At 53.2% G+C, this 21,579-nt stretch carries 18 protein-coding genes and 1 pseudogene; 9 read left to right on the forward strand and 10 right to left on the reverse strand.

Features of this window, described 5'->3' with window-relative positions; all coding sequences use genetic code 11:
• The first annotated feature begins 41 nt into the window (after positions 1-41).
• Positions 42-1,538, forward strand: a complete 1,497-nt coding sequence (locus WFN87_RS20205) for an FGGY-family carbohydrate kinase (protein WP_336983851.1) — start codon at positions 42-44, stop codon at positions 1,536-1,538.
• Complete coding sequence (locus tag WFN87_RS20210) at positions 1,535-2,563, forward strand: 2-hydroxyacid dehydrogenase (RefSeq protein ID WP_336983852.1); 1,029 nt, start codon at positions 1,535-1,537, stop codon at positions 2,561-2,563. The genes WFN87_RS20205 and WFN87_RS20210 overlap by 4 nt, the downstream gene beginning before the upstream one ends.
• A gap of 30 nt (positions 2,564-2,593) precedes the next feature.
• Here the strand turns inward: WFN87_RS20210 and WFN87_RS20215 are convergent, their stop codons facing one another.
• Genes WFN87_RS20215 through WFN87_RS20235 form a run of 5 tightly spaced genes read right to left on the reverse strand, consistent with a single transcriptional unit; the run spans position 2,594 to position 8,057 of the window.
• Positions 2,594-3,538: a carbohydrate kinase family protein gene (locus tag WFN87_RS20215; protein ID WP_336983853.1), complete on the reverse strand. Its 945-nt coding sequence runs from the start codon at positions 3,536-3,538 to the stop codon at positions 2,594-2,596.
• A gap of 7 nt (positions 3,539-3,545) precedes the next feature.
• Positions 3,546-4,553 (reverse strand): ABC transporter permease, encoded by a 1,008-nt coding sequence (locus WFN87_RS20220; RefSeq protein ID WP_336983854.1) that lies wholly within the window; start codon positions 4,551-4,553, stop codon positions 3,546-3,548.
• Positions 4,553-5,542: an ABC transporter permease subunit gene (locus WFN87_RS20225; protein ID WP_166993664.1), complete on the reverse strand. Its 990-nt coding sequence runs from the start codon at positions 5,540-5,542 to the stop codon at positions 4,553-4,555. The genes WFN87_RS20220 and WFN87_RS20225 overlap by 1 nt, the downstream gene beginning before the upstream one ends.
• Positions 5,539-7,044 (reverse strand): sugar ABC transporter ATP-binding protein, encoded by a 1,506-nt coding sequence (locus tag WFN87_RS20230; RefSeq protein ID WP_336983862.1) that lies wholly within the window; start codon positions 7,042-7,044, stop codon positions 5,539-5,541. The genes WFN87_RS20225 and WFN87_RS20230 overlap by 4 nt, the downstream gene beginning before the upstream one ends.
• A 32-nt stretch (positions 7,045-7,076) precedes the next feature.
• Positions 7,077-8,057 (reverse strand): sugar ABC transporter substrate-binding protein, encoded by a 981-nt coding sequence (locus tag WFN87_RS20235; RefSeq protein WP_336983855.1) that lies wholly within the window; start codon positions 8,055-8,057, stop codon positions 7,077-7,079.
• A gap of 532 nt (positions 8,058-8,589) precedes the next feature.
• Here WFN87_RS20235 and WFN87_RS20240 point away from each other — a divergent pair.
• Positions 8,590-10,896: a molybdopterin-dependent oxidoreductase gene (locus tag WFN87_RS20240; RefSeq protein ID WP_336983856.1), complete on the forward strand. Its 2,307-nt coding sequence runs from the start codon at positions 8,590-8,592 to the stop codon at positions 10,894-10,896.
• Positions 10,897-10,900: 4 nt separating this feature from the next.
• On the opposite strand, the gene WFN87_RS20245 is transcribed toward WFN87_RS20240, so the two are convergent.
• Positions 10,901-11,776, reverse strand: coding sequence for a LysR family transcriptional regulator (locus WFN87_RS20245; RefSeq protein WP_336983857.1), 876 nt, complete (start codon positions 11,774-11,776; stop codon positions 10,901-10,903).
• A 143-nt stretch (positions 11,777-11,919) separates the two neighbouring features.
• Between WFN87_RS20245 and attM the strand changes: the two genes are divergently transcribed.
• Entirely contained in the window at positions 11,920-12,702 is a 783-nt protein-coding gene (attM, locus tag WFN87_RS20250; RefSeq protein ID WP_336983858.1) for an AttM family quorum-quenching N-acyl homoserine lactonase, read from the forward strand.
• A 1-nt stretch (position 12,703) separates the two neighbouring features.
• On the opposite strand, the gene WFN87_RS20255 is transcribed toward attM, so the two are convergent.
• Both WFN87_RS20255 and WFN87_RS20260 read right to left on the reverse strand, forming a co-directional pair.
• Positions 12,704-13,891, reverse strand: a complete 1,188-nt coding sequence (locus tag WFN87_RS20255) for a sensor histidine kinase (protein ID WP_336983859.1) — start codon at positions 13,889-13,891, stop codon at positions 12,704-12,706.
• Positions 13,888-14,586, reverse strand: a complete 699-nt coding sequence (locus WFN87_RS20260; RefSeq protein WP_008455681.1) for a response regulator — start codon at positions 14,584-14,586, stop codon at positions 13,888-13,890. The genes WFN87_RS20255 and WFN87_RS20260 overlap by 4 nt, the downstream gene beginning before the upstream one ends.
• A gap of 126 nt (positions 14,587-14,712) precedes the next feature.
• Here WFN87_RS20260 and WFN87_RS20265 point away from each other — a divergent pair, with 126 nt between their 5' ends.
• The 5 genes from WFN87_RS20265 (at position 14,713) to WFN87_RS20285 (ending at position 19,361) form a co-directional block, all read left to right on the forward strand.
• On the forward strand, positions 14,713-15,501 hold the full coding sequence (locus WFN87_RS20265; RefSeq protein ID WP_336709656.1) for a MipA/OmpV family protein: 789 nt from the start codon (positions 14,713-14,715) through the stop codon (positions 15,499-15,501).
• 359 nt (positions 15,502-15,860) lie between these two features.
• On the forward strand, positions 15,861-16,199 hold the full coding sequence (locus tag WFN87_RS20270) for a helix-turn-helix domain-containing protein (protein ID WP_166994039.1): 339 nt from the start codon (positions 15,861-15,863) through the stop codon (positions 16,197-16,199).
• Positions 16,200-16,993: 794 nt separating this feature from the next.
• Complete coding sequence (locus tag WFN87_RS20275) at positions 16,994-17,497, forward strand: GNAT family N-acetyltransferase (RefSeq protein ID WP_034810064.1); 504 nt, start codon at positions 16,994-16,996, stop codon at positions 17,495-17,497.
• A gap of 436 nt (positions 17,498-17,933) precedes the next feature.
• Entirely contained in the window at positions 17,934-18,032 is a 99-nt protein-coding gene (locus WFN87_RS20280) for a YoaK family small membrane protein (RefSeq protein WP_034810062.1), read from the forward strand.
• 288 nt (positions 18,033-18,320) lie between these two features.
• On the forward strand, positions 18,321-19,361 hold the full coding sequence (locus WFN87_RS20285; protein WP_166993649.1) for a YrzE family protein: 1,041 nt from the start codon (positions 18,321-18,323) through the stop codon (positions 19,359-19,361).
• Between the two features lie 1,199 nt (positions 19,362-20,560).
• Here WFN87_RS20285 and WFN87_RS20290 read toward each other — a convergent pair.
• On the reverse strand, positions 20,561-21,100 hold the full coding sequence (locus WFN87_RS20290; RefSeq protein ID WP_166993647.1) for a VOC family protein: 540 nt from the start codon (positions 21,098-21,100) through the stop codon (positions 20,561-20,563).
• A gap of 192 nt (positions 21,101-21,292) precedes the next feature.
• A pseudogene (locus tag WFN87_RS20295) lies at positions 21,293-21,439 on the reverse strand (DUF4113 domain-containing protein); the annotation flags it as partial.
• Between the last annotated feature and the right edge of the window lie 140 nt (positions 21,440-21,579).

Genomic DNA, 21,579 nt, shown 5'->3' on the forward strand with positions numbered 1-21,579 from the left:
GTTATCTTCCTGTGTCTGTTCGCTAGCGTGAGGCTTAAGGTATGGAATATTTCCTGGGTATTGATATCGGCACGTCGCGGGTCAAAGCCGTGCTGTTTGACAGTAATTTCCATGCCGTCGCCAGCGCTGCGGAAAACACTTCTCCCACGCTTTCCCCACAGGGCTACGCCGAACAGGATATGGAGAAGCTCTGGCAGTCCGTCGTGCGCACGCTGCGGCAAGTGGCCGACAGCCCGGCATTACAGCAGGGCAAACTCAAGGCCATCGGCCTGGCGGGCCAGGGGGAAGGCGTCTGGCTGAGCGACAAAAACGGCGATCCCGTGGGCCCGGGTATTCTCTGGAGCGACACCCGCAGCCGGGCGCTGATGGACGAACTGCTGCAGTCGCCTGGCCTCGACAAAGCACTGTTCGATGAAACCGGCTCTCAGCTCCAGCCCTGTAACACCAGCCTGCAGCTCTGCTGGCTCAAGCGAAATCAGCCGGAACGCCTGGCCGCCGCCGACTATATCTTCTTTGCTAAAGACTGGATTCGCTTTCGGCTTACACAGGTTGCCGCCCTTGAATTAACCGACACCAGCGCTTCGCTGCTGAACCAGTTGACCGGGGAGATTTCCGATTTCGCCCTTCAGGCTCTGGGCATCGACGATCTGAAAACACGTTTTCCGCCCCTGCTTCACCCCGACGCCCAGGCTGGTAGCTTGAGTGAAGCCGCAGCCCTGCTTTGCGGCCTGCCGCCAGCGACGCCAGTTGCTGCAGGCGCACTCGATGTGTGCAGCGCGGCGCTAGGCTGCGGGGCTATTCACGACGGGGATATTTATACCATTCTCGGCACCACCTGCTGCACCGGCGTGGTGTGCCACGGGCGCGAGACCGTCAGCAGCGGCACCCGCTTTGTCACCCATACCGAACAAGGCAGTTTTATTAACCTGTTTCCAATGCAGGCCGGGACACCAAATATCGACTGGCTGCAACAGCACATTTCGCTGACGCCGGATCTGGTTGCGCTGGAAAAAGAGATTACCGCTATTCCGCCGGGCAGCGGCGGCGTTTTCTGGCAGCCTTACCTGAACGGCGAGCGGGCACCGTTTTACAGCCCCACCGCCCGGGCTGGATTCTTTGGCGTCGACCAGCACACGTCCCGCGCGGCGCTTCAGCGTGCCGTTTTTGAAGGACTGGCGTATGCGATTGTGGATTCACTCACGGGCTATGCCAGTGAGGGCAGTCTTTACCTCACCGGCGGCGGCGCGGCTTCTGCCACCTGGCTGCAAATTATCGCCGACTGTACCGGACGCACCGTCATTGCCAGCCACTTTAATGAACTCAGCGCCCGAGGCGCGGCGCTGCTGGCCGCCCGCAGCGTAGGCGCGCTGGAACACTATCCGGCTATCGAACAAACCCGCTATCAGCCTCAACCCGAGGCCCATGCCGCCTACCGGGCGCTGTTCCCGGTGTTCCGGCTGCTGCGTGAACAGCTCCAGCCGGTGTGGCAGGCCAGGCACCAGGCTTTACAACGTCTTTCTCAGGATAATGCACAATGAAAATCGTCTTTACCGCCGAGTATGCGGGCAGCCTTGAACCGTTTAGCCAACTGGGCGAGCTGGTTGTCGAAGGCTGGGCCATCGGTAAACCTAAACTTCAGGCCTCACAGATTATCGACCTCGCCCACGATGCCGAGGTGATTGTCACCAGTTATGACGACATCACCGCCGAAGTGATCCACAGCTGCCCTAAGCTGAAAGTGATTGCCTGCACTCGCGCCAATCCGGTGAATATTGATGTTCAGGCGGCTCGGGCCCGCAATATCACCGTGCTTTACACGCCAGGACGCAACGCCGATGCCGCCGCCGAACTCACGCTGGGCCTGATGCTCGGCCTGATGCGCCATATTCCACAGTCCCATGCCGCCCTGAAGCGCGGCGCATTTACCCGCGAAAGCCAAAGCGAGCAGCAAACCCAGTCCGGCCTGCGCAAAGATGTGGTCTGGGACGTCAGCCCGGAAAGCCCTTATGAAGTGTTCAAGGGCGGCGAGCTGCGCAACAAAACGCTGGGTTTGATTGGCTACGGCAATATTGGCCGCCGCGTGGCGCGCATTGCCCGCGCTTTCGGGATGAATATTTTGGTGGTGGATCCGTTTGTCGCCGCCGAGGATATCGACGAGCCGGGGCTGCACAAAACCACGCTCGACGCGCTGTTCCGCGAGTCAGATATTGTTAGCCTGCATTTGAGCAGCGGGCCGCACAGCGATGGTCTGGTCAACGCGTCCCTTCTGCAAAGCATGAAACCGGGCGCGAAGCTGATCAATACGTCCCGCGCCTCCGTGGTGGTGGAAGCCGATCTCATCGAAGCCTTGCGCCACGGGCCGCTCGGTGGCGCGGCACTCGATGTCTACCACCAGGAGCCGCTGTGGAGAGACCATCCGTTTATCAGCGAGCTGGATAACGTCATCATTACGCCGCACATCGCGGGGGCAACCCGAGAAAGCATCCAGAAACACACCGCGATGATTGCCGCCGATCTTCAGCGGTTTGTGGCTGGTGAGCCGCTGCTGTACGCCTGGCGCTAAGAGAAAAAACGGCCCTTCGGGGCCGTTTTTTTATGCCAGCAACGGCGTCGTCGCCATAAAATCCTGCAAGTGCTCCCAGTTCACCACGCCCGCATCAGAGCCTAATCCTGTCGCCACAAGCGCGGCAGTCGCAGACGCGACCCGGCAGGCTTCCTCCTCCGAAAGCCCCCTGGCCAGGGCGGCGATAAACCCGCCGCAATAGCTGTCTCCGCAACCGGTTGTGTCGCTGGCAATCACGTTATAGGCCGGGAAGTGACGGGTTTTCTCGCGGCTGAATAGCCAGGAGCCCCGCACGCTGTCTTTAAAAATGCAGCATTTCGCACCCAGCGCGAGGAAGAAATCGGCAATCTCTGCGGGCGACAGGCGCCCGGAGATAAATGCGGCTTCTTCGAGTGCAGGCATAAAATAGTCCACATGAGGCAACAGCGGACGTAAGAGCGCCAGCGTATTGCTATCAGGTGCGATTAAATCAAAGCTGGTGATGACGCCCCGAGCTTGCGCCGCGGCCAGTAAACGAGCGCTCTGGCCGCCATCCATGGCCGCAAGCAGCCCGGTGCCGCCGTGGTGCAGATAGCGCGTATTCAGTACCCGACCGAAATCAGCCTCAGCGACGAACAACTCATCGGATGCGCCCCGGCAGTGCAGTGCAGGTCTCTCACCGTTTGGGCGAATGGGCAAAATCGTCGCCGATGTCTCTTTTTGCGACGTGCGCTGGATCAGCGAGCAGTCAATCCCCAGCCGACGATAGCTGCCCAGAATAAATTCGGCTTTTTCGTCCTCGCCCAGGCAGGCCACGGTTGACGTGCGAATGCCCAGTTTGGCGGCATTCACTAAAGCCCCGGCGGCAGTTCCCGCCGGGTTGAGGCGAATTTGCTCAATAAACTGCACGCCGCCGCCGGAGGGGATGCCCACTACAGGGCGCCCCGCAATATCCAGGATGGTCAGGCCCACAAAAACAGCGTCAAATTTGCTCATAACGCCCTCACTGGTGCTGCTGGCGCAGTCGCGCCTGCCAGAATGAAACGGCCAGCGCCACCACCAGGATCACGCCCACCAGCGCCTCTTTCACCAGGTAGTTCAGCCCCATCAGGTTAAGCCCGTTATCAATAATCGCGAGGAACAGCACGCCGCCAAGCGTCCCCCCCATGCTCACGCGCCCCTGACGCTGAAAAGCGGTGCCGATAAACACGGCGGCAATGGCATCCATCAGGTAAGACTGCCCGGCGAGCGGCGTAAACTGGCGCAGGTTGGCAGACAGAATAATGCCGCCCACGGCACACATTGCCGAAGCGGCAATCAGCACCCAGAACAGGGTTCGCTTATCGGCTATCCCGGCTATACGCGCCGCTTCACTGTTTTGCCCAATCGCACGCACCCGCTTACCAAACAGCGTCCGTTCGGTCAGCAGCCAGGCGACCAGCCAGACCACGAGCACGATAAGCACCGGCGTGGGGATCCCTCCAACATTGCCCACCGCTAAATCGTGATATTCCGGGGCCATGCGCCGCCAGGAAATCGCCCCGCCGCCGTCGGTGTAAATACGCTCGGCGCTGCTGGCAATAAACCAGGTACCTAGCGTCGCCAAAAACGGTTTAATGCGGCAGGCGAGGATAAGAAAAGCGTTGACCAGGCCTATCACCACGCCGCCCAACAGGGCGCACAGCACAGCCACCTGCCAGGGAAGCTGCCAGGTTTTGAGCGCAATTAAAGCCAGCATGGCGCCAAAGTCGATAGCCACGCCGACGGAGAGATCGATCGCCCCTGCGCTGACAATCAGCGTCATCGCCAGCGCCACAATCAGCAGAATGGCGCTGCCCTGAAGTAAATTGCTCCAGTTATCCAGCGTCAGGAAAACGGGGTTTGACCAGCTAAACAGGACAATGAAAAACAGCGTGACCAGCGCAAAGCCCGCACGTGACAGCCAGGCCCGCGGTTTTCTCCCGGACTCACCGGCCGGACGCGTTGCCGCCAGAGCAGAAAAAACTTTCATTATTTATTGCCCCCTTTCTGCTGCAGGGCAGAAGCCGCCAGCACCACAAGAATCAGTCCGCCTTTAATGGCACCGACCCAGAAGATATTAACCCCCAGTAATCCAAGACCGTTAGACAAGGCGTTGACCAGGATAGCCCCCAGAAGCGCCCCCCAAACGGTAACCACGCGGCGACGGGAGAAGGCTGCGCCCAGGAAGGTCGCCAGCACCGTCTCCATCAGTAAAGGCGTAGCGGTTCCGCTGGAACTGCCCGACCCCTGCGCCAGCAGCGGGAAGACCGCCAGCCCGGCCGCAACGGCGGCAATAAGCCAGGACGCGAGGATAAGACGGCGCACGTTAAGCCCGGACATCTGCGCCATGTCTTTGCTGCCCCCCGTCGCCTGCAAGTGCTGGCCAAAGCGGGTGTGATGCAGCAAAAGCTGGAAGCCTACGAAGACCAGCAGCAGATAAATCAGCACATAAGGAATGCCCAGCATGCTGCCGTCGCGAAACGCCACCATCAGCGGGTCGCTGACGCTAATCCGGCGCTGCCCGGTCAGCAGATCGGTCAGGCCGGTAAAGGCCACCGAGGTTGAGAGCGTTGCCAACAGCGGTGGCAGTCCGGTAACCAGTACCAACAGCGCGTTGATGCCCCCGCACAGCAGACTCAGCGCCGCCACCAGCAGTAAGAGCAGCGGCCACGGCGTCAGCCATTCGCTCATGCCCAGGCTTAACAGCGCCACGCCGAACACGGCGATGGCCGGGAGCGAAAGATCGATCCCGCCGGAAACGACGTCATCTCCCCCGGCAGCAATCACGCAGACAAGGCCAAAGCTCAGGATCGCCAGCGGCACGCTTTGCACCAACATCAGGCTGATGTTCTGCCAGCTAAGGAACCACGGCGATTGAATGCTTAGCCAGACAAACAGGCCAACAAACAGCAGCAGCGGAAATTTTTCAAACAACGCAACGGAGCGACCTGTCCCAAAACGGCGAATTTCAATCATCATGCTGCATGCTCCTGCCCACCGTTAATCGTTGCCAGTAGCGCGTCAAGGGTCAGTCCCTGAGTGGGCAAGTTCGCCACCATTTCCCCGCGCCACATCACCAGAATGCGGTCGCACAGGCCCAGCAGTTCGGTCGCGTCGCTGGAAGAAACCAGCACCGAACGCCCCTGCTCGGCAAGCTGTCGGGTGCGCTGATAGATATCGCTGCGTGCGCCGATATCGACGCCGAGCGTGGGCTCATCAAGAATAAACAAGCGGGCGTCAGTCCCCAGCCAGCGGGCAAGAATCACCTTTTGCTGATTTCCACCACTCATAAAGCGTACTGGCAGCGCCGGGAGTGCAGGACGAATACTCAGCCGCGCAATCCAGTCCAGGGCTTTTTGCAGCGCCCGGGAACGGTGTTCCCAGCCAAACGTTGCCGTGTCCGGCAGCGACGCAAGGTTGATGTTATCGGTGGCCGAAAACGGCAGGATCAGCCCCTGATGACGGCGATCGCGAGGTACAAGCGCCATACCGGCCCGGATAGCCTGCCGCGGGGAGCGAATACGGCGGGAGCGCCCTTCTATGACAATCTCGCCCTTTTTCGCCGTGTTCAGTCCGTAAAGTGTATCCACCAGCACGTCCCTTCCCGCGCCCAGCAGCCCTGCCAGACCGACAATTTCACCTTTACGGATTTCAAAGCTGATGTCCTGTAGCTGCTGCCCGTCAGACAGCGAACGCACGGCAAGCAGCGGTGTTTCTCCAGCCGTGGGATCAGCCTCGTGCTGACGAGGGGTATAAAGTCGGTCAATTTCTCTGCCGACCATCATATGAATGACGGCATCGGTATTCTGCAGCACTTCGCGATCCGGGTAGCCCACCACTTCCCCGTTGCGCAGCACGGTGCCCGCATCGCACAGCGCGGCAATTTCGTTGAGGTAATGGGAGATGTACAGAATCGCGATGCCCTGCTCCTTGAGACGCAGGATAGCGTCAGACACCAGGCTCGCTTCGTGAGCTTCGAGCGGCGCCGTAGGTTCGTCGAAGACCACCAGCTTTGCCGCGCCGTCAATCAGCGCCCTGGCGATTTGCACGAGCTTGCGTTCGGCCAGACTCAGTTGCCGGATCAGGCGGTCGGGGTTGATATCCAGTTTCCAGGTACGGAGGAAAAAATCTCTCGTCGCCTGTCGCATACGCCTGCTGTCCAACAGCCCACCGGCACGGCGATATTCCTGCCCCAGAAACACCGACTCGGCAACGGTAAAATGTGGGATTAGATTAAGTTCCTGATGAATAACGCGTATTCCCTGGGCCTCAATCGCCGCGGGCTTACCCAGCGGAAGCGGGATGCCGTCGAGCGTGGCCGCGCCGCCATCGGCCTGGTAAACCCCGGCAAGAATTTTAATTAAGGTGGATTTGCCCGCGCCGTTTTCACCGATAAGCCCGTGAATTTCACCGGGGCCGATCGTCAGCGTGACCGCGTTTAACGCGGTCACATTGGCAAATCGTTTACTGATGCGGTCCATCACCAGGCCGCGCTGCGTTTTTGCCGCGTCCACTACTTCAGCTCACCGTAACCCAGTTTTTTGTACACGGCTTTAGCTTCATCCGGGCCTTTCACCGGGATAACCGGGATAAAGGTCTGAATTGGTAGCTTCTGGCCTGCGAAGTAGCGAGCCACGTTTTCGGCAGACGTCTGGCCAATCAGGTGAGGCTGCTGAGCAACGTTGGCCACCAGCGGACTGTCTTTTTCCGCCATGATTTCCAGCGTTTCCGGGCCGGCGTCGATGGCGGTGACCTTCACATCTTTATCACGTCCGGTCTCTTCCAGCGCCTGCACGATACCGATAGCCGGCTGGTCCCAGCAGGCTACATGGATAGCATCCAGCTTGCCTTTCGGATACTGGCTAAGTAACTCGAGGGTTTTCTTACGAGCATCCTCCGGCGAGTTAGCAAATTGTTCTGCCAGCTCCGGTTGAATAATTTTAATATCCGGGTAGTCCTTCAGGACATATTTCCATTGGTCATAACGTATGCCGCAAATGCGTAATGAATTAGAGAATGCGTTAAATACCGCAACATTACCTTTGCCGCCAAGCGCATCAGCCATATAACGGCCAATGGTTGAGCCCAAAGTGTAGTTGTCAGACGTCGTGTTATTCACGGAATACTGAGAAACATGGTCAACGGTAAAGACCGGAATACCAGCGTCGCGCAATGCTTTAAATTTAGGCTCAACGGCACTGTCGCCCAAAATACTGATTACGGCATCTACCTTCCGGGACAGCAGAATATCGTGGTTATTGGCATGAACCTGGTTATCCCTGCCACCATCCACGCCGATAACCTTGCCGCCCAGCTTTTCCACTTCTTCGGTAGCGCCCTTATAGGCTTCGCGATCCCAAAAATGCTGGGTTCCCACGACGGCAACCCCGATTGTTTTCCCCTGTAATGAGAGCGTGTCTGTGGCGAAAGCAGCACCTGATGCCAGCGACACCAGGCCTACGGCGGCAGACAGAAGTCTTTTTTTACCCTTCATTGCTATAGTTATCCTGTAGTTATTATTCACACTTACGCCTGATGATCCGGGTTTCAGCCTGGCAGCAAGGGCTTATTCCGCTACACTTATTTGAGACAATAAATGTCGCGAGCGCCCTGGCCTCCGGCAAAAAAAGACCATTAAGCGACAGCATGACAACAAGCATTATCAAGCCAAAATAAAAAATAGATATATCTTATACTTTCCACAGCCATGTCATTAAGTCACTTTAGAATGAGGTAAACAAACATGAAAAAAACACATGTAAAACAGACAACAAGAAAATAATTCAACAACACTAAATACATGGGTTAATTATTTTTAGAGAGAAAACAAAACCCCTTAAAATAAAATTAAACGACGATATATTCTTGCCAGTTAATTATAAATCCTGTCGACTTATTTAAATGAAACAGTATTCGCTAAAGTTCGACCAATTTGCCTTATTTTTCATCGCTGGATGAATTTCCTCTTTGCGCCCACCTCCCCGTATGATGCCGCATTAGCCCTATTGAAAACGCATGGTATAAGCATGAAAGCGGAACATCAGCTGGCGGTAATGCACTGGGGAACCTACCAGGTCACCACCGAGGGCGATCGTATCGCCGCCGTTTCTCCCGTCTCGTGGGACAAAAACCCCTCCCGCATCGGCCAGTCTCTGGCGGATGCCGTCACCGGGAATACCCGGATTCGTCGCCCGGCAGTTCGCCTCGGCTACCTGCAAAACGGCCCGGCCTCACGCGAAGGCAGAGGGAAAGAGCCTTTTGTCGAGGTGAGCTGGGAGCAGGCGTTGGATTTGCTGGCACGCGATCTCCGCTCGGTGCAGGAGCGATGTGGTAACGAAGCGATTTTTGGCGGCTCTTACGGCTGGGCCAGCGCCGGGCGCTTTCACCATGCCCAAAGCCAGCTGCACCGTTTTCTTAAAGGCTTTGGCGGCTACACCGCCAGTACCAATACCTACAGCAGCGCGGCCGGAGAACGGATCCTGCCGCATATTCTTGGCCCGTTAAGCCCGCTGCATAAACAACACACCCATTTCTCCGTGCTGGCAGAACATTGCGAAATGTTTGTGGCCATCGGCGGGCTACCGCTTAGAAATGCTCAGGTTAACGGCGGCGGCGCAAACGACCACATGCTGAAGCACTGGCTTGAGCGTCTGGCGCAAAATGGCGTGCAGTTCGTGAACATCAGCCCGGTACAAAACGATCTCAGCGCCGTAGAAAGCGCCCGCTGGCTGGCAATTCGCCCAGGCACCGACACCGCACTGCTGCTGGCGCTTTGCCATACATTGATTGCAGAGTCTCTGCACGATGCAGCCTTTATCCATAGCCATACCGTTGGCTTCGAACAGCTGCGCCGCTATCTTTTCGGCGAGCACGACGGCGTGCCTAAAACCGCTGACTGGGCGGCAGATATCACCGGCATTGATGCCGAACAAATCTTAACGCTCGCGCGTACCATGGCGGGCAAGCGCACGATGATCAATATTTCCTGGTCCATTCAGCGTGCTCGCCAGGGAGAACAGGCGTACTGGGCAACCGTGGCGCTGACTTCTCTTCTAGGCCAGATAGGCACGCCTGGTGGAGGTTTGGCTTTCGGCTATGCCTGTACCAATCTTGCAGGTGCTGCGCGCGTGCCTTTTTCCGGGCCTCGCCTTCCCGCAGGAGAGAACAAGATAAAAACGGCTATTCCCGTGGCCCGCCTGTCGGACATGTTGTTACATCCCGGCGGTGAATATGAATTTGATGGCAAGCTCTGCCACTACCCCGATATTCGCCTCGTCTATTGGGCTGGCGGCAACGCTTTCCATCATCATCAGGATCTCAACCGCCTGGTTGAAGCCTGGCGTAGACCGGAAACCATCGTTGCACACGAGCAGTACTGGACGGCGCAGGCGAAGTTTTCCGACATTGTGTTGCCGGTGACGACTTCTCTTGAACGTGACGATATCGGCAGCGGCAGCCATGACGGCTTTATGATTGCTATGCGCCAGCAGATCCCGGCCCTCGCGGAAGCGCAGGATGATTACACCATTTTCTGTGCGCTCGCGAAAAAATTGGGCTTTTACGACGCCTTCAGCGAAGGGCGGACCGCCGCCGACTGGTTGCCGCATCTGTATGAATCGTCACGGGAGAGAGCGCAGGAAGACGGCGTAGAGCTTCCCTCTTTTGACACCTTCTGGGAGAAGGGAAAACTGGAGTTCATGCCGCCCGCTAAGCCACAAGTTTTTCTGGCCGATTTCCGCGCAGATCCGCAACAGTCCCCGCTTTCCACCCCGTCGGGAAAAATTGAGCTTTATTCAGACACCGTGGCCGGTTTCGGCTATCGGGAGTGCCCCGGCTTTCCCTTCTGGGATGAAGAAGAGGCCGCTTATCAGCAACAGCAGGCCAGGCAGTGGCCTTTGCACCTGCTTTCCAGCCAGCCACGCACCCGACTGCACAGCCAGTATGACCACGGCAGCGTCAGCCGGGCCACTAAAATTCAGGGGCGCGAGCCGCTGTGGATGCACCCGGCTGATGCCCGTAAACGCGGGATCCAGGAAGGGGAAGTGGTAAAGGTCTTTAATGGCCGGGGTGCCATTCTGGCTGGCGTTCACATCAGTAACCAGATCCTGCCGGGAGTGGTTCAGATCTCGACCGGAGCCTGGTATGACCCGATGGATCCTTCCACGCCGGGCTCTTTAGATAAACACGGCAATCCGAATGTATTGACCGAGGATCGGGGCTCTTCGCGCCTGGGTCAGGGTTGCAGCGCCCAAAGCTGCCGGGTAGAAATTGAGCTTTGGAAAGAAGTACTCCCGCCGATTACCGCGTTTGATCCCCCCGAGTTTGTGGCCTGAGAGGTTACGCGAGAGCCTCCGCGAGCGTGTCTTTCAGGAATGCGACACACGCACTGACCTCGCGGGAGGCTTTATTTATTGGTGGGTAAAGTAAAAAGGCGCTAAATGGCGGCACAGCGTATTCCGGCAGTAGAGCGACAAGCTGGCCGTTTTCCAGCGCCTGGTGACATACCGGATATTGCAACACGCCGAGCGCGGCACCCGCCCTCAGCATTGTGTTGAGCGGCCGCCAGTGATTGGCGCTGAACACCACGTTCAGCCGGGCGCTGATAATCTGGTTATGTTGTGAAATAAGCGGTAGCCGGTTGTCGTTAAACAGGCCAGATACTCGCGCAAAAGCATGGTGAATCAGGTCGTCGGGGGAAGTTGGCGTACCGTTTCGCACCAAATACTCCGGGGAAGCCACCAGCACCCGCCGCACATTACCCAGCTGATACGCCACAAAATCGCCTTCACCCGGATCACCAAGCCTGAACGAAATATCGACGCCCTCCGTCACCGGATCGACTACGCGATCGTTCAGGACCAGCTCAATATTCAGATCGGGATGGTTTGCTCTCAGCTTCAGCAAGGCGGGCATCAGAATTTCTTCACCCGCGCCGAAGGGTGCTGCGATGCGAATCAGCCCTTTTAGCCCCACCCGCTCATCCACGACCGCCAGCGCAAGATCTGCCGCCGAAATCACGACTTTACTGCGTTCATAGAATAGCGCTCCGCTGTCGGTCATGGACATTCGGCGCGTGTTTCGCCGCAGCAGACGGGTGCCAAGGTGAGCTTCCAGCCGCTCAATCCTCTCACTCACCGCCGGCTGTCCGATGCCGATATCGCGCGCGGCGGCGGACATACTGCCCCGCTCCACCACCCGCACATAAATTCGCATTGCCGCCAGAAGATCCATGGACTGAGTATATTGGTTTTTCCGATAGATGAAAGCAGTAACAGATATCTACTGCGCCAGTGCAATTTACATAAAACTGACGGCTTATGCGTTATCAAATGCTCTTACTAATCAGGAATATCATCATGGCAGAGATCAGACTTTATCTTTTCCAGTCCGGCACTCAACGCTGCAAGTATCACGATATCAGGATGAATCAGGGGGAAGGGAGCCACTATGAAATCCCCGTCCCTTGGTTCCTTCTGACTCACCCGAAAGGCCACGCCATTATTGACGGCGGGCTAGCGGCAGAAGGGTTAGCCGATCCTCGGGCATACTGGGGAGATACGGTCAAACATTATCAGCCGTTAATGACCGAAGAACAGGGATGCGTGGCGCAGCTGCGTGCGCTGGGCATTGAGCCGGAAGAGATTCGCTATGTATTACTTTCTCACCTGCACTCTGACCACACCGGCGCCATTGGGCGCTTCCCTAACGCTTTGCATATCGTGCAGCGGCAGGAATACAACTATGCCTTTCAGCCGGACTGGTTCACCGCAGGCGCCTATTGCCGCAAGGATTTTGCCCGCCAGAATCTGAACTGGCAGTTGCTGGATGAGGACGGTTTTGATTTGTACGGCGACGGGACGCTGCGCTGCATTTCGACCCCGGGACATTCGCCGGGGCATCAGTCGTTTCTGGTGACGCTCACTAGCGGCAAGGCATTCACGCTGGCGATTGATGCGGCCTATACGCTGGATCATTTTTATGACCGCGCGCTTCCGGGCTTGATGACCTCAGCCAGCGACGCTGCACGCTCGGTGGCAAAATTGAGAAACCTGACCGAGTGCAACGGGGCAAGGCTGATTCCCGGCCACGATCCCGATGCCTGGCCGCAGTTCACCCTGGCACCAGCCTGGTACGAGTAAGTCAGGTTCCATCTTCACTGAGCGGCACCGGCAGAGTTATCGTCATCAGCAACCCGCCCTCAGCAGGCAGGCTGGCGTGGATATCCCCGTGGTGCGCATGACAGATTTCTCTGGCAATAGAAAGCCCCAGCCCGCTGCCGCCTGAATCTCTTGCCCGCGAACGCTCCCCGCGGGTGAAACGCTCAAAAATATGCGGCAGATAATCCCCGGCGACGCCAGGCCCGGTATCAAGAAACTGGATTTCAATGCCCTGCTTAAGATGGCGAAAGCGAATGGACATGCGATCGCCCTTGCTGCAATAGCGAAGCATGTTCTCAATGATAATGGTGAAGACCTGCCCCAGTCGGGCTTCATCTCCTGAGTAATAGAATTCATCTTCCGCCTCCACCGAGACGGACATCCCGGCCGCTTCCAGCTGGGGTTTTAGCCATGCTACCCGTTCATTCAGGACTTCAGAAAGCGAGAATACGCCGTGCTGGAGCGAGAGTTGCCCCGCGCTCGCCAGGGAAAGGAAGTGCAAATCATCGGTCAGGTGGCTGAGGTTTTTTAGCTGCGTCATCACCATATTCAGCTGTTTTTCATCCGCCGGAAACACATGGTCGATCATGCCCTGCAGCCGCCCCATAGCGGCGGTAAGCGGTGAGCGCAGTTCATGTGCGGCCGCGACGTGCGCGGCCTTAAGCTCGCGTTCGTACAGCGCCAGCTGGCTAATCATTTTATTGAAGTTGCTGGCAAAGCGAGTCACCTCCGCCGGGCATTCATCCACCCGTTTTGCCTGTTGATTGAAATCCCCCTGAGCCACTATCTCCGCGACGTCCGTCAGGCTGCGAAACTGCGCGGCAAGCGGACGCGTGGCGCGTAAACAGCTGACGATCACAAATGGGGTCGCCATGGAAATAAAGATAAACAGCCAGCCCCAGTTGAGAGAGCTGATGGAAGGCGTGCTGTATTCAATTCCCCAGCGGGCATCCACAATTTGATGAAAACGAACAATGTCTAAGTCAGGGTTCGCCCGCAGCGTCAGAAACTCCTGGTAAGCGGCAGGCGACATGTGATGCACAACCCAGTAATACTGAACCGCGTAGATGCTCCACATCGCCAGTACGATGAAAAACAGTACGCTGACGGCCACCACGATGATACGAATCGATATCCACAGCAGGAGCGATTTGCTCTTTTTGTTGTTCATGGTTTGCAGAACCTGTAGCCAATGCCACGTACGTTCAGAATGAGATTATCAACTCCCGCCGCCTCAAGCTTTTTCCTTAAGTTATAGACATGCGTGTCCACCACTCGCTCCAGAGCGTCGCTTTCCGGGAGGCACTCTTCGAGCAAAAACTGGCGGCTGAGCGGCCTCGTCGAGGCACGCATTAGCGTTTTCAAAATAGAAAACTCGGTGAGCGTTAAATCCAGGCGCAGGGGAGGATGTCCCTCATGCAACACCTGCGCCGCCAAATTGGTGACATCAACCTCCAGTGGACCCCAGCGTAAAACATCTTCTGCGGGGAGTTGGCTGGCCTGGCTGCGCCTGAGCACGGCCTGCACCCTGGCCATGACTTCGCCGGGATTGTAGGGCTTAACCACATAATCATCGGCGCCATAGCGTAAAGCGCCGATCTTGTCATAGGGTTCGCCCATGGCGGTGATCATGATGACGGGCGTATTGCCCTTTCGCCTGACGGCCGCAAGAATTTCCGTGCCGTTCATCCCGGGGAGCATGACGTCCAGCAAAATAAGATCGGGCTTCCAGGTAACCACCGTGTTCATGCCCGCCAGGCCATCCCCGGCCACCGAAACGCTATAGCCTTCGCGTTTAAGATAGGCCTCCAACACATTTGCCGCATCAGCGTCGTCTTCAATCACCAGGACCCGTTTATTTTTCATTTAATGTTACCTTGACAGTTTCTTCACAAATCCCTGGTCGTTCATTGATAAGCCCTCAGCATAATCCTTTTACTTACTGAGCTAAGTATGCACAAAAAATATAAACACCTGACGATGAGAATCATTATGTTAACGAAGAAAAGCACAAAATACATAATTGCACCGCTGATAATTTCCAGTATTTCATCATCGTATGCAAGTGAATTTAATTCTGATCAAACCGTGACAACCTTTGGCCTTGGAGCTATATCCTCTCCGCGATACAGCGGAGCTAATGAACAAAACACCAGTGTTATTCCACTGATACACATTCAGATGAGTAATATATTCTTTGATTCCATGAATGGGCTTGGCATTCATCTTCAAAGCGATAATGGTTTATATTTCGAGCCAACATTGGGTTACGATTCAGGCCGCACGGATAAAAATTCAGGCTGGCGAAAAGGCTCGAATAAACTTAAAGGCATGGGGGATATTTCGTCTACGGTCAATTCGGGTATTGCGCTTGGCTGGGCCGTCGCCCCCTGGCTGGTTTTTGAAGGTAAAACAACGCTGCCGTTAAATGACGGCCAGGGCGTATCTTATTCCACAGCAATAAATTATATCCCGATTATGAACGAAGTTAATACGCTTACATTTCAGGCCAGCGCATTATTTGGCGATGCCCGTTATATGAATACCTGGTACGGCGTCAACGAACAGCAGCACAACCGATCAGGTTTCTCGCGCTACAGCAGCGCCGGTGGGTTTTACGGCACGGATACCAGCCTGACGCTGACCCATCAGTTCAGCGAACACTGGGGAGGCTTGTTTAGCCTGAGCTATGCCTGGCTTGATAAGAAAGCCTCCAACAGCCCCATCGTCATGAGAAAAGACGGTACGACCGGTATGCTTGCCATCAATTATACGTTCTGATTTCTTTTGCCATTGTGTATTCATTACAACAACAGGCCGAAGCATCGTTATGAAGATCGCGCTTATTGTGATTTTCACCTTCGTGGCATTTCTCTCCTCCACGGGAGTTCATGATTTTAAAGCATGCCTGTACGAAAAGGGTGATTTTAACGTCTGTAATAATACAGACGTTAAAAGCATACATTCAAAACACCCTCCGAAACCACCCTTATATAAAAACAACGTCAGGCGTTGCCATTCAGATAAAACAAAAAACATCGATCGTTATATTTTATCCTGCCATCTTAGAAATTTCATTAAATCGCTACTGCAGCGTTCAACGCGTAACTAAGCATTTACTAACACTGAGAGATATCAGCATGAAGATTTCCGCCAAAGTCATAGAAACCATCACCGGCTGGATAGATAATAATATTCATCGTCGATTACGAATAGAGGATGTTGCTCGCTATTCTGGCTACTCTAAATGGCACTTCCAGAGAATTTTTTTATATTATAAAGGCGAAAGTATTGGCCGATACATCAGAATCAGAAAATTACAGCTGGCGGCACAGGATCTCAAAAATACCCAGGAACGAATCGTCGATATTTCGGTGAAGTACGGCTTTGACTCACAGCAGAGCTTTAACCGGCTGTTTACCCGCAGCTTTAAGATGTCGCCAGGAACTTACAGGAAGGCTAAAGGTGTACGAAGGTGATGTACAAAGCCTGCACTTGCAGCGCGTTGCTACAGCGCCAAAGCAAAAGGGGCTGCCTTTCGGCAACCCCTTCGAATGTTGGCGGAAGCGCAGAGATTCGAACTCTGGAACCCTTTCGGGTCGCCGGTTTTCAAGACCGCACTATAATTACAGTAAATCAATAAGTTAACTTGTAGGTATGGTATAAACAGAAAAGATAGCAATGCTATAAATCAACAAGTTACCGACTTATCAACACTTAATATACCAACACTTTACTGCCATCCGTCATCGGGGGTCGGGGGTCGGGGGTCGGGGGTCGCAGGTTCAGACTCTCATGCAGACCAAATAATCACTGAAAACCAGATCCTTACCACTGACTTTGTGTGACTTGATATACCTAATTCATATTCGTGGCCCAGGACGATACTAATGACGCAGCACTACATACAAAAATCATCATAAGATGATGTTTTTATTAACCATTACTGACAACCAGCTTTTGGTTTTACGCCCAAATCATCATGCACAAACTTGCCGAAATCGCTATCGTTATTTCTAGTTTTGGGGAGAACATTTAGCCATTAATCCTATTTTTTACCTCAGTGTATTCAACATCCTATTGCTAGTGGAAAACCTCAATGGTAACTCTTTTGATACCGCTGAGGTCCGCTATGATCCAGGAGCAGACTTCGGCGTCAGCAGGATTACTTTAAGTTGGCAAAGCTATATGTTACATTTTTTCATAGTGGATAGATGGTTAAGTCGGTAGAGTAGTACAGAGTTTGCTTTATTAGTAAGAGTGAGACAGTAGATTGAAAACAAAACCATTAAAAATCCTTAAATCAATTTATAGGCCCATGCGTTGCGACGAGTTTGACCTCTGGGCAGACCTATCTTCAAATGACTATGTTGAAGACCTGATGACAAATCATCGGTACAGCCGTAAAAAAGCTCAAGTAGAGGCGTCGAAATCATTTAAAACAGCTTTGCCTGCGGGTATGCTTACTCCAAATAACCACTTTAGAACTTATGAACATGACAGTCAGGCTGTGGGATATCTGTGGTTCAGCCTGGAAGATAACTCAGCTTTTTTATCAGATATAATGCTTATTCCAGAATTTCAGGGGAAGGGAATGGGCAGGGATTTTATCCGTGCGTTCCTGAATGAGTTGGCTAGTCAGGGTGCGTTTGAGGTGGAGCTAAGAGTATCACCGGACAACCAAAGGGCTTTAAATTTATATAAAGAGTTTGGTTTTAGGATAACTGGTTTTGATATGAGTCTTTTGCTGGAGCCCGAGTTATCAGTAATCCGTTAATCATAATGTTCGGGAACAATGTTTTACTTCTGATTGCCTGCTCACATCGCCTGTTGGATTCAGGCAAAATGGCTATTAATACCGATTGCCTTACTGTGAATTTTTCTGCCGACTAATCATGGGTTGGTGCTAAAACGTTTGATGAAACACATATTGCCAAACCTCGCCTCCCACTTAATTTGACAATCCTTAAACGGCTATGGGACAAATTGTATACATCTATGCTAATGCCTGCAGAAAGCGCACATGGGTGAACAGGCGATGAACATCCTCATCCGTGGCGTGACAGCCGTCTATATGGCAGTAGCGCCTCACACTGATTAAATCGCCAGGTTATTCCCTCTCCCATTTATCTATACAATTTCAAAGCATAATAGACTGACGAGAAACCAGAATAGCGCCAGTAGCCATAACAACTAACAGGAAGTCACAGCCCATGAAAATAGGATATCTGTTCCCAGTTGCCATCATCGTTTCTGCTGTATTGCTACTGGCATGGTTTATCATCGGTGGTTATGCAATGCCGGTGCAGTGATACGCGCCCGCATGCAAGGCGTTAGAGTAAATAGAGGCCGCAGAAATGCGGCTTTTGTTAGCGAAGGGAAGAGACTCCAGTTCAATCAGTCAGTAATCCGATATGTAAGCGTCTCACATGCACTGTCTTGCGCTTAGTACTAACCGTCCGTGCCCCAAATCCCCTAACTCTGGCAGAGTGGCTGATGCCTGTTTCTGCTAATCGATCTCAGTGCTCCATTTATTTACTAAGATTAATCTAGGCGTGGATTAACCACGCCTTTTCATTAGCGGTTAAATGGAGATTACAATGGAATTTGTAAAAGAAGCGGATCTGAACAGGCGTGTCTCATGGGGTAGTATCATCGCTGGCGTGGTAACAGTAATCGCAGTGTCCCTGCTTCTGGCTACGCTTGGGTCCAGCCTGGGTTTTTCAATGCTTTCACCTAAGTCTGATGATGTAGTCAATGGTGCTGGCAAGACTGTTCTAATCTGGTCGGTTATCTCGATAGTGCTGAGTCTGGCCTGTGGCGGTTTTGTGGCTGGCAGACTGGCGGGTAAGGATGGAACCATCCATGGATTTCTTTCATGGGCGACGTCCCTGCTCGTGGCCTCAGTGCTGGGCTTCGCCGCCGCTGGCGGCATTCTGAACATGACCGGAAACGCCATTGGCGCAGCAGCTTCTGCCACAGGCACTGCAGTGAGTGGACTAGGTAGTGCTGCAGGAAAAGTATCGGGCGTAACAGCAGATATTGCCCAGAACCTCGCTGACAGGCTCGGATTGAACACTCAGCTCACAGCCCCAGATGCCGATCGACAGGTACTTGATGCACTACGCAAGACCAATATTAAAGAACTTCAGCCGGAGTTTCTGCAATCCCAGCTTCAGGCAGCTGGAAGTGACATTGCTGGTTCTGTCAAAGATTTGGCCGTCAACCCGGGCAACAGTGACGCCATTATTAATACCTTAAGCGATAAACTGAAATCACGGGCCGAAGCAGTCAGCAAAGGTATCGACAGGAATGAAGTGAAAAAAGCACTGGCAGACAATACCAGCCTGTCACCAGAAGAAGCAGACAAGGCCGTTGATAACTTCATTCATGCTCGTGACAAAACCGTTCAGGAGGCAAGCGAACGTATGGCCCAGCTCCAGAGTAATCTGAACGATGCGAAGGCTCAGTACGCTGAATTAAAAAAACAGGCAAAAGAGAAAGCTGATGAAGCCGCCAGCGTGGCTGCAAAAATTGCACTATGGTCATTTTTCGCTCTTCTGGTGGGGGCCATTGTCAGTGCGCTGGGTGGTTTGTGGGGAGTCAATACTCACCCTGCATACCGTAAAATCAAATCCTGAATGAAACCGTAGGGCTTGACAATCAGACTGGCATCATGGCGCCCTTTTCTGATGTGTAGCTCACTTCCATTCATCATAAATAAAAAGGCCTGCGGATAAAACTCAGGCCTCTTGTCTGCTGAAAACTGCGACTGTCCCGGACGCGTCGCGTACTTCTCAACAGGTCAGAAAAGTCAGCAACTGACAACACGTGGCCGTTCGTTGCCTGGATTATAGTGTTTAACCTGGCCCCGCTTCCGATGGGATTCATCGCATAAGAAAAATGCAGCAGAAGAGCTCATGTCATTTTTTCGGCGATTTCACGGTAAGTCAGGGCGCCATTAAATCGCAGGCTCAGCGCTGTGGAAATCCAAGGTTTTCTGTTGTAATACGCATTGTTGTCCAGGGTAGCATCCATATTCGCGAAAGTGTCCATGATAGTTAACGAGGACAAAACTAAAAGACGGTCTGGAGGAGAGGCTTACATCCGATATCAGATACAGCTAAAGTATCCTGCAAGTGTTTTAAAAAACATAAGCAACCCGGCTTCAAAGGCAGATTTTTGTTAGAAAAAATCAAGTCATTAACTTGCAACACCCCTACTGTCGGCTAGGATTACTCTGAGGTTAAGGCATTCTCTGTTAGTTGCATTGCCACCTTTATGCTCCTTACCGCCCACCTCTGTGGGCTTTTTTTTACCTATCCTATCAATATGTACTCAGCATCAAGGTAGATAAGCTTCTCTGATAGAACCCTACAATCCCTGCGATACTCTGCAAGTTTTTTGGCAATGCTTTTACTTGTCACTCTTTCACTAGCAGCTGATAAGTCCATCACCGCCCTGCCCATAGAAAGCATCATCAACTTTGCTCGTTCTTCGCTTAGATCCAATTTTGACATCTCCATAATCACTTCATAACTAAACCACCGTATCACAGAGACGGTTTTTTGTTTCCTTCTTCGTCCGTCGACACAATAGACACGCTACCTGTCTACAATCGTTTTCCATTAAAAATTATTGGGGAGATGTGGGGAATTACTGCTGTCAGATAGCAACATTATTTATACCGGATCAGGTTTAATCTGATGCCACTTCACCCCTGAGCTAAACCTAATCTGACAGTCCGGTCCGTGCCAAAAGCAGACGTTCCTGATATTGAAATGTCCACTGCGGGGAACTCCATCAAACTGCGTACGTAGATTAAACCGCAACATAACATCTATCGCTCAGGTATCCATGTGTCTGCTTCACTATCTTCAGGATAATAATAACCATTAGGTATTGATTGCAGTTCTATCAGGCTGCCCCAAGGTGCCTTGAAGTATACGCTGGCATTTCCATCGGTATCTTCATGACGCGAATTTCCATGAATTTCTGAAAGGAACTGACCTCCCGCTGCCCTTACCCTTTCCACCGCGTAATCTATATCGTCCACATAAAGAGAAATGTGGTTCCACCCAAAGTCCTGTAACCTAACCGGTTGCGCCTGTTCTCTGCTTACTATCTCAAAAAGCTCCAGATTTGGACCATTACCAATTCTTAGCAGCCGCTGTTTAATAATCATTGAACCTTCTGTCAGGCCCAACTGCCTTTCGGTATCCCCCCCTTCTCGTGGAGAATCGCTATCGGTTAGACCGTCGTATACAAACTTAGCATCCAATGCATTTTGCAAAAATTCGGTTGCCTGTTGCAGGTTTGGAACCGTAAGACCCACATGATTTATACCCCTGCTAATGGTGCGTCTTTCTTTAAATGTCATATGTATCCTCTGGTTAAATTTTGAATAAACCAAACAAAGTTTAGTACAATTTTAATTGAAGGAAGGTTATGTCTGATGTTGTGTAATTTTCTGTCACTATAAAAGTATTCCCGTAGCTCATTCAAAATTGCCTGTAGATTTGAAGATATTCTGCTTACGAAACCTATCCGTTCAAGGCTGAGCAAGTATACTTTATTTAACCTGCGGTAAATCTCCATACCTCGTTGTGTAGTGCGGCGAAAGCATATCCCTTTTCATCTTCCATGCCTGCTGGCCCTCCTGCCCAGCAAAGTACAATGTCCCTCTTCCGTCCTTCGCATTAAGGTGGTCCAGCACCTTTGACCTGCTCCCCGTTGATTAATACACACCGATGTTAGTAATGTCTTCATAAGCCACATGAGGACATTCCCATGAAGAAGCGTTTTTCCGACGAACAGATCATCAGTATCCTCCGCGAGGCTGAAGCCGGGGTTTCTGCC

Origin of the sequence: Cedecea sp. AS113, assembly GCF_037152415.1 — a bacterium.
In the GTDB taxonomy this organism is placed as follows: domain Bacteria; phylum Pseudomonadota; class Gammaproteobacteria; order Enterobacterales; family Enterobacteriaceae; genus Cedecea.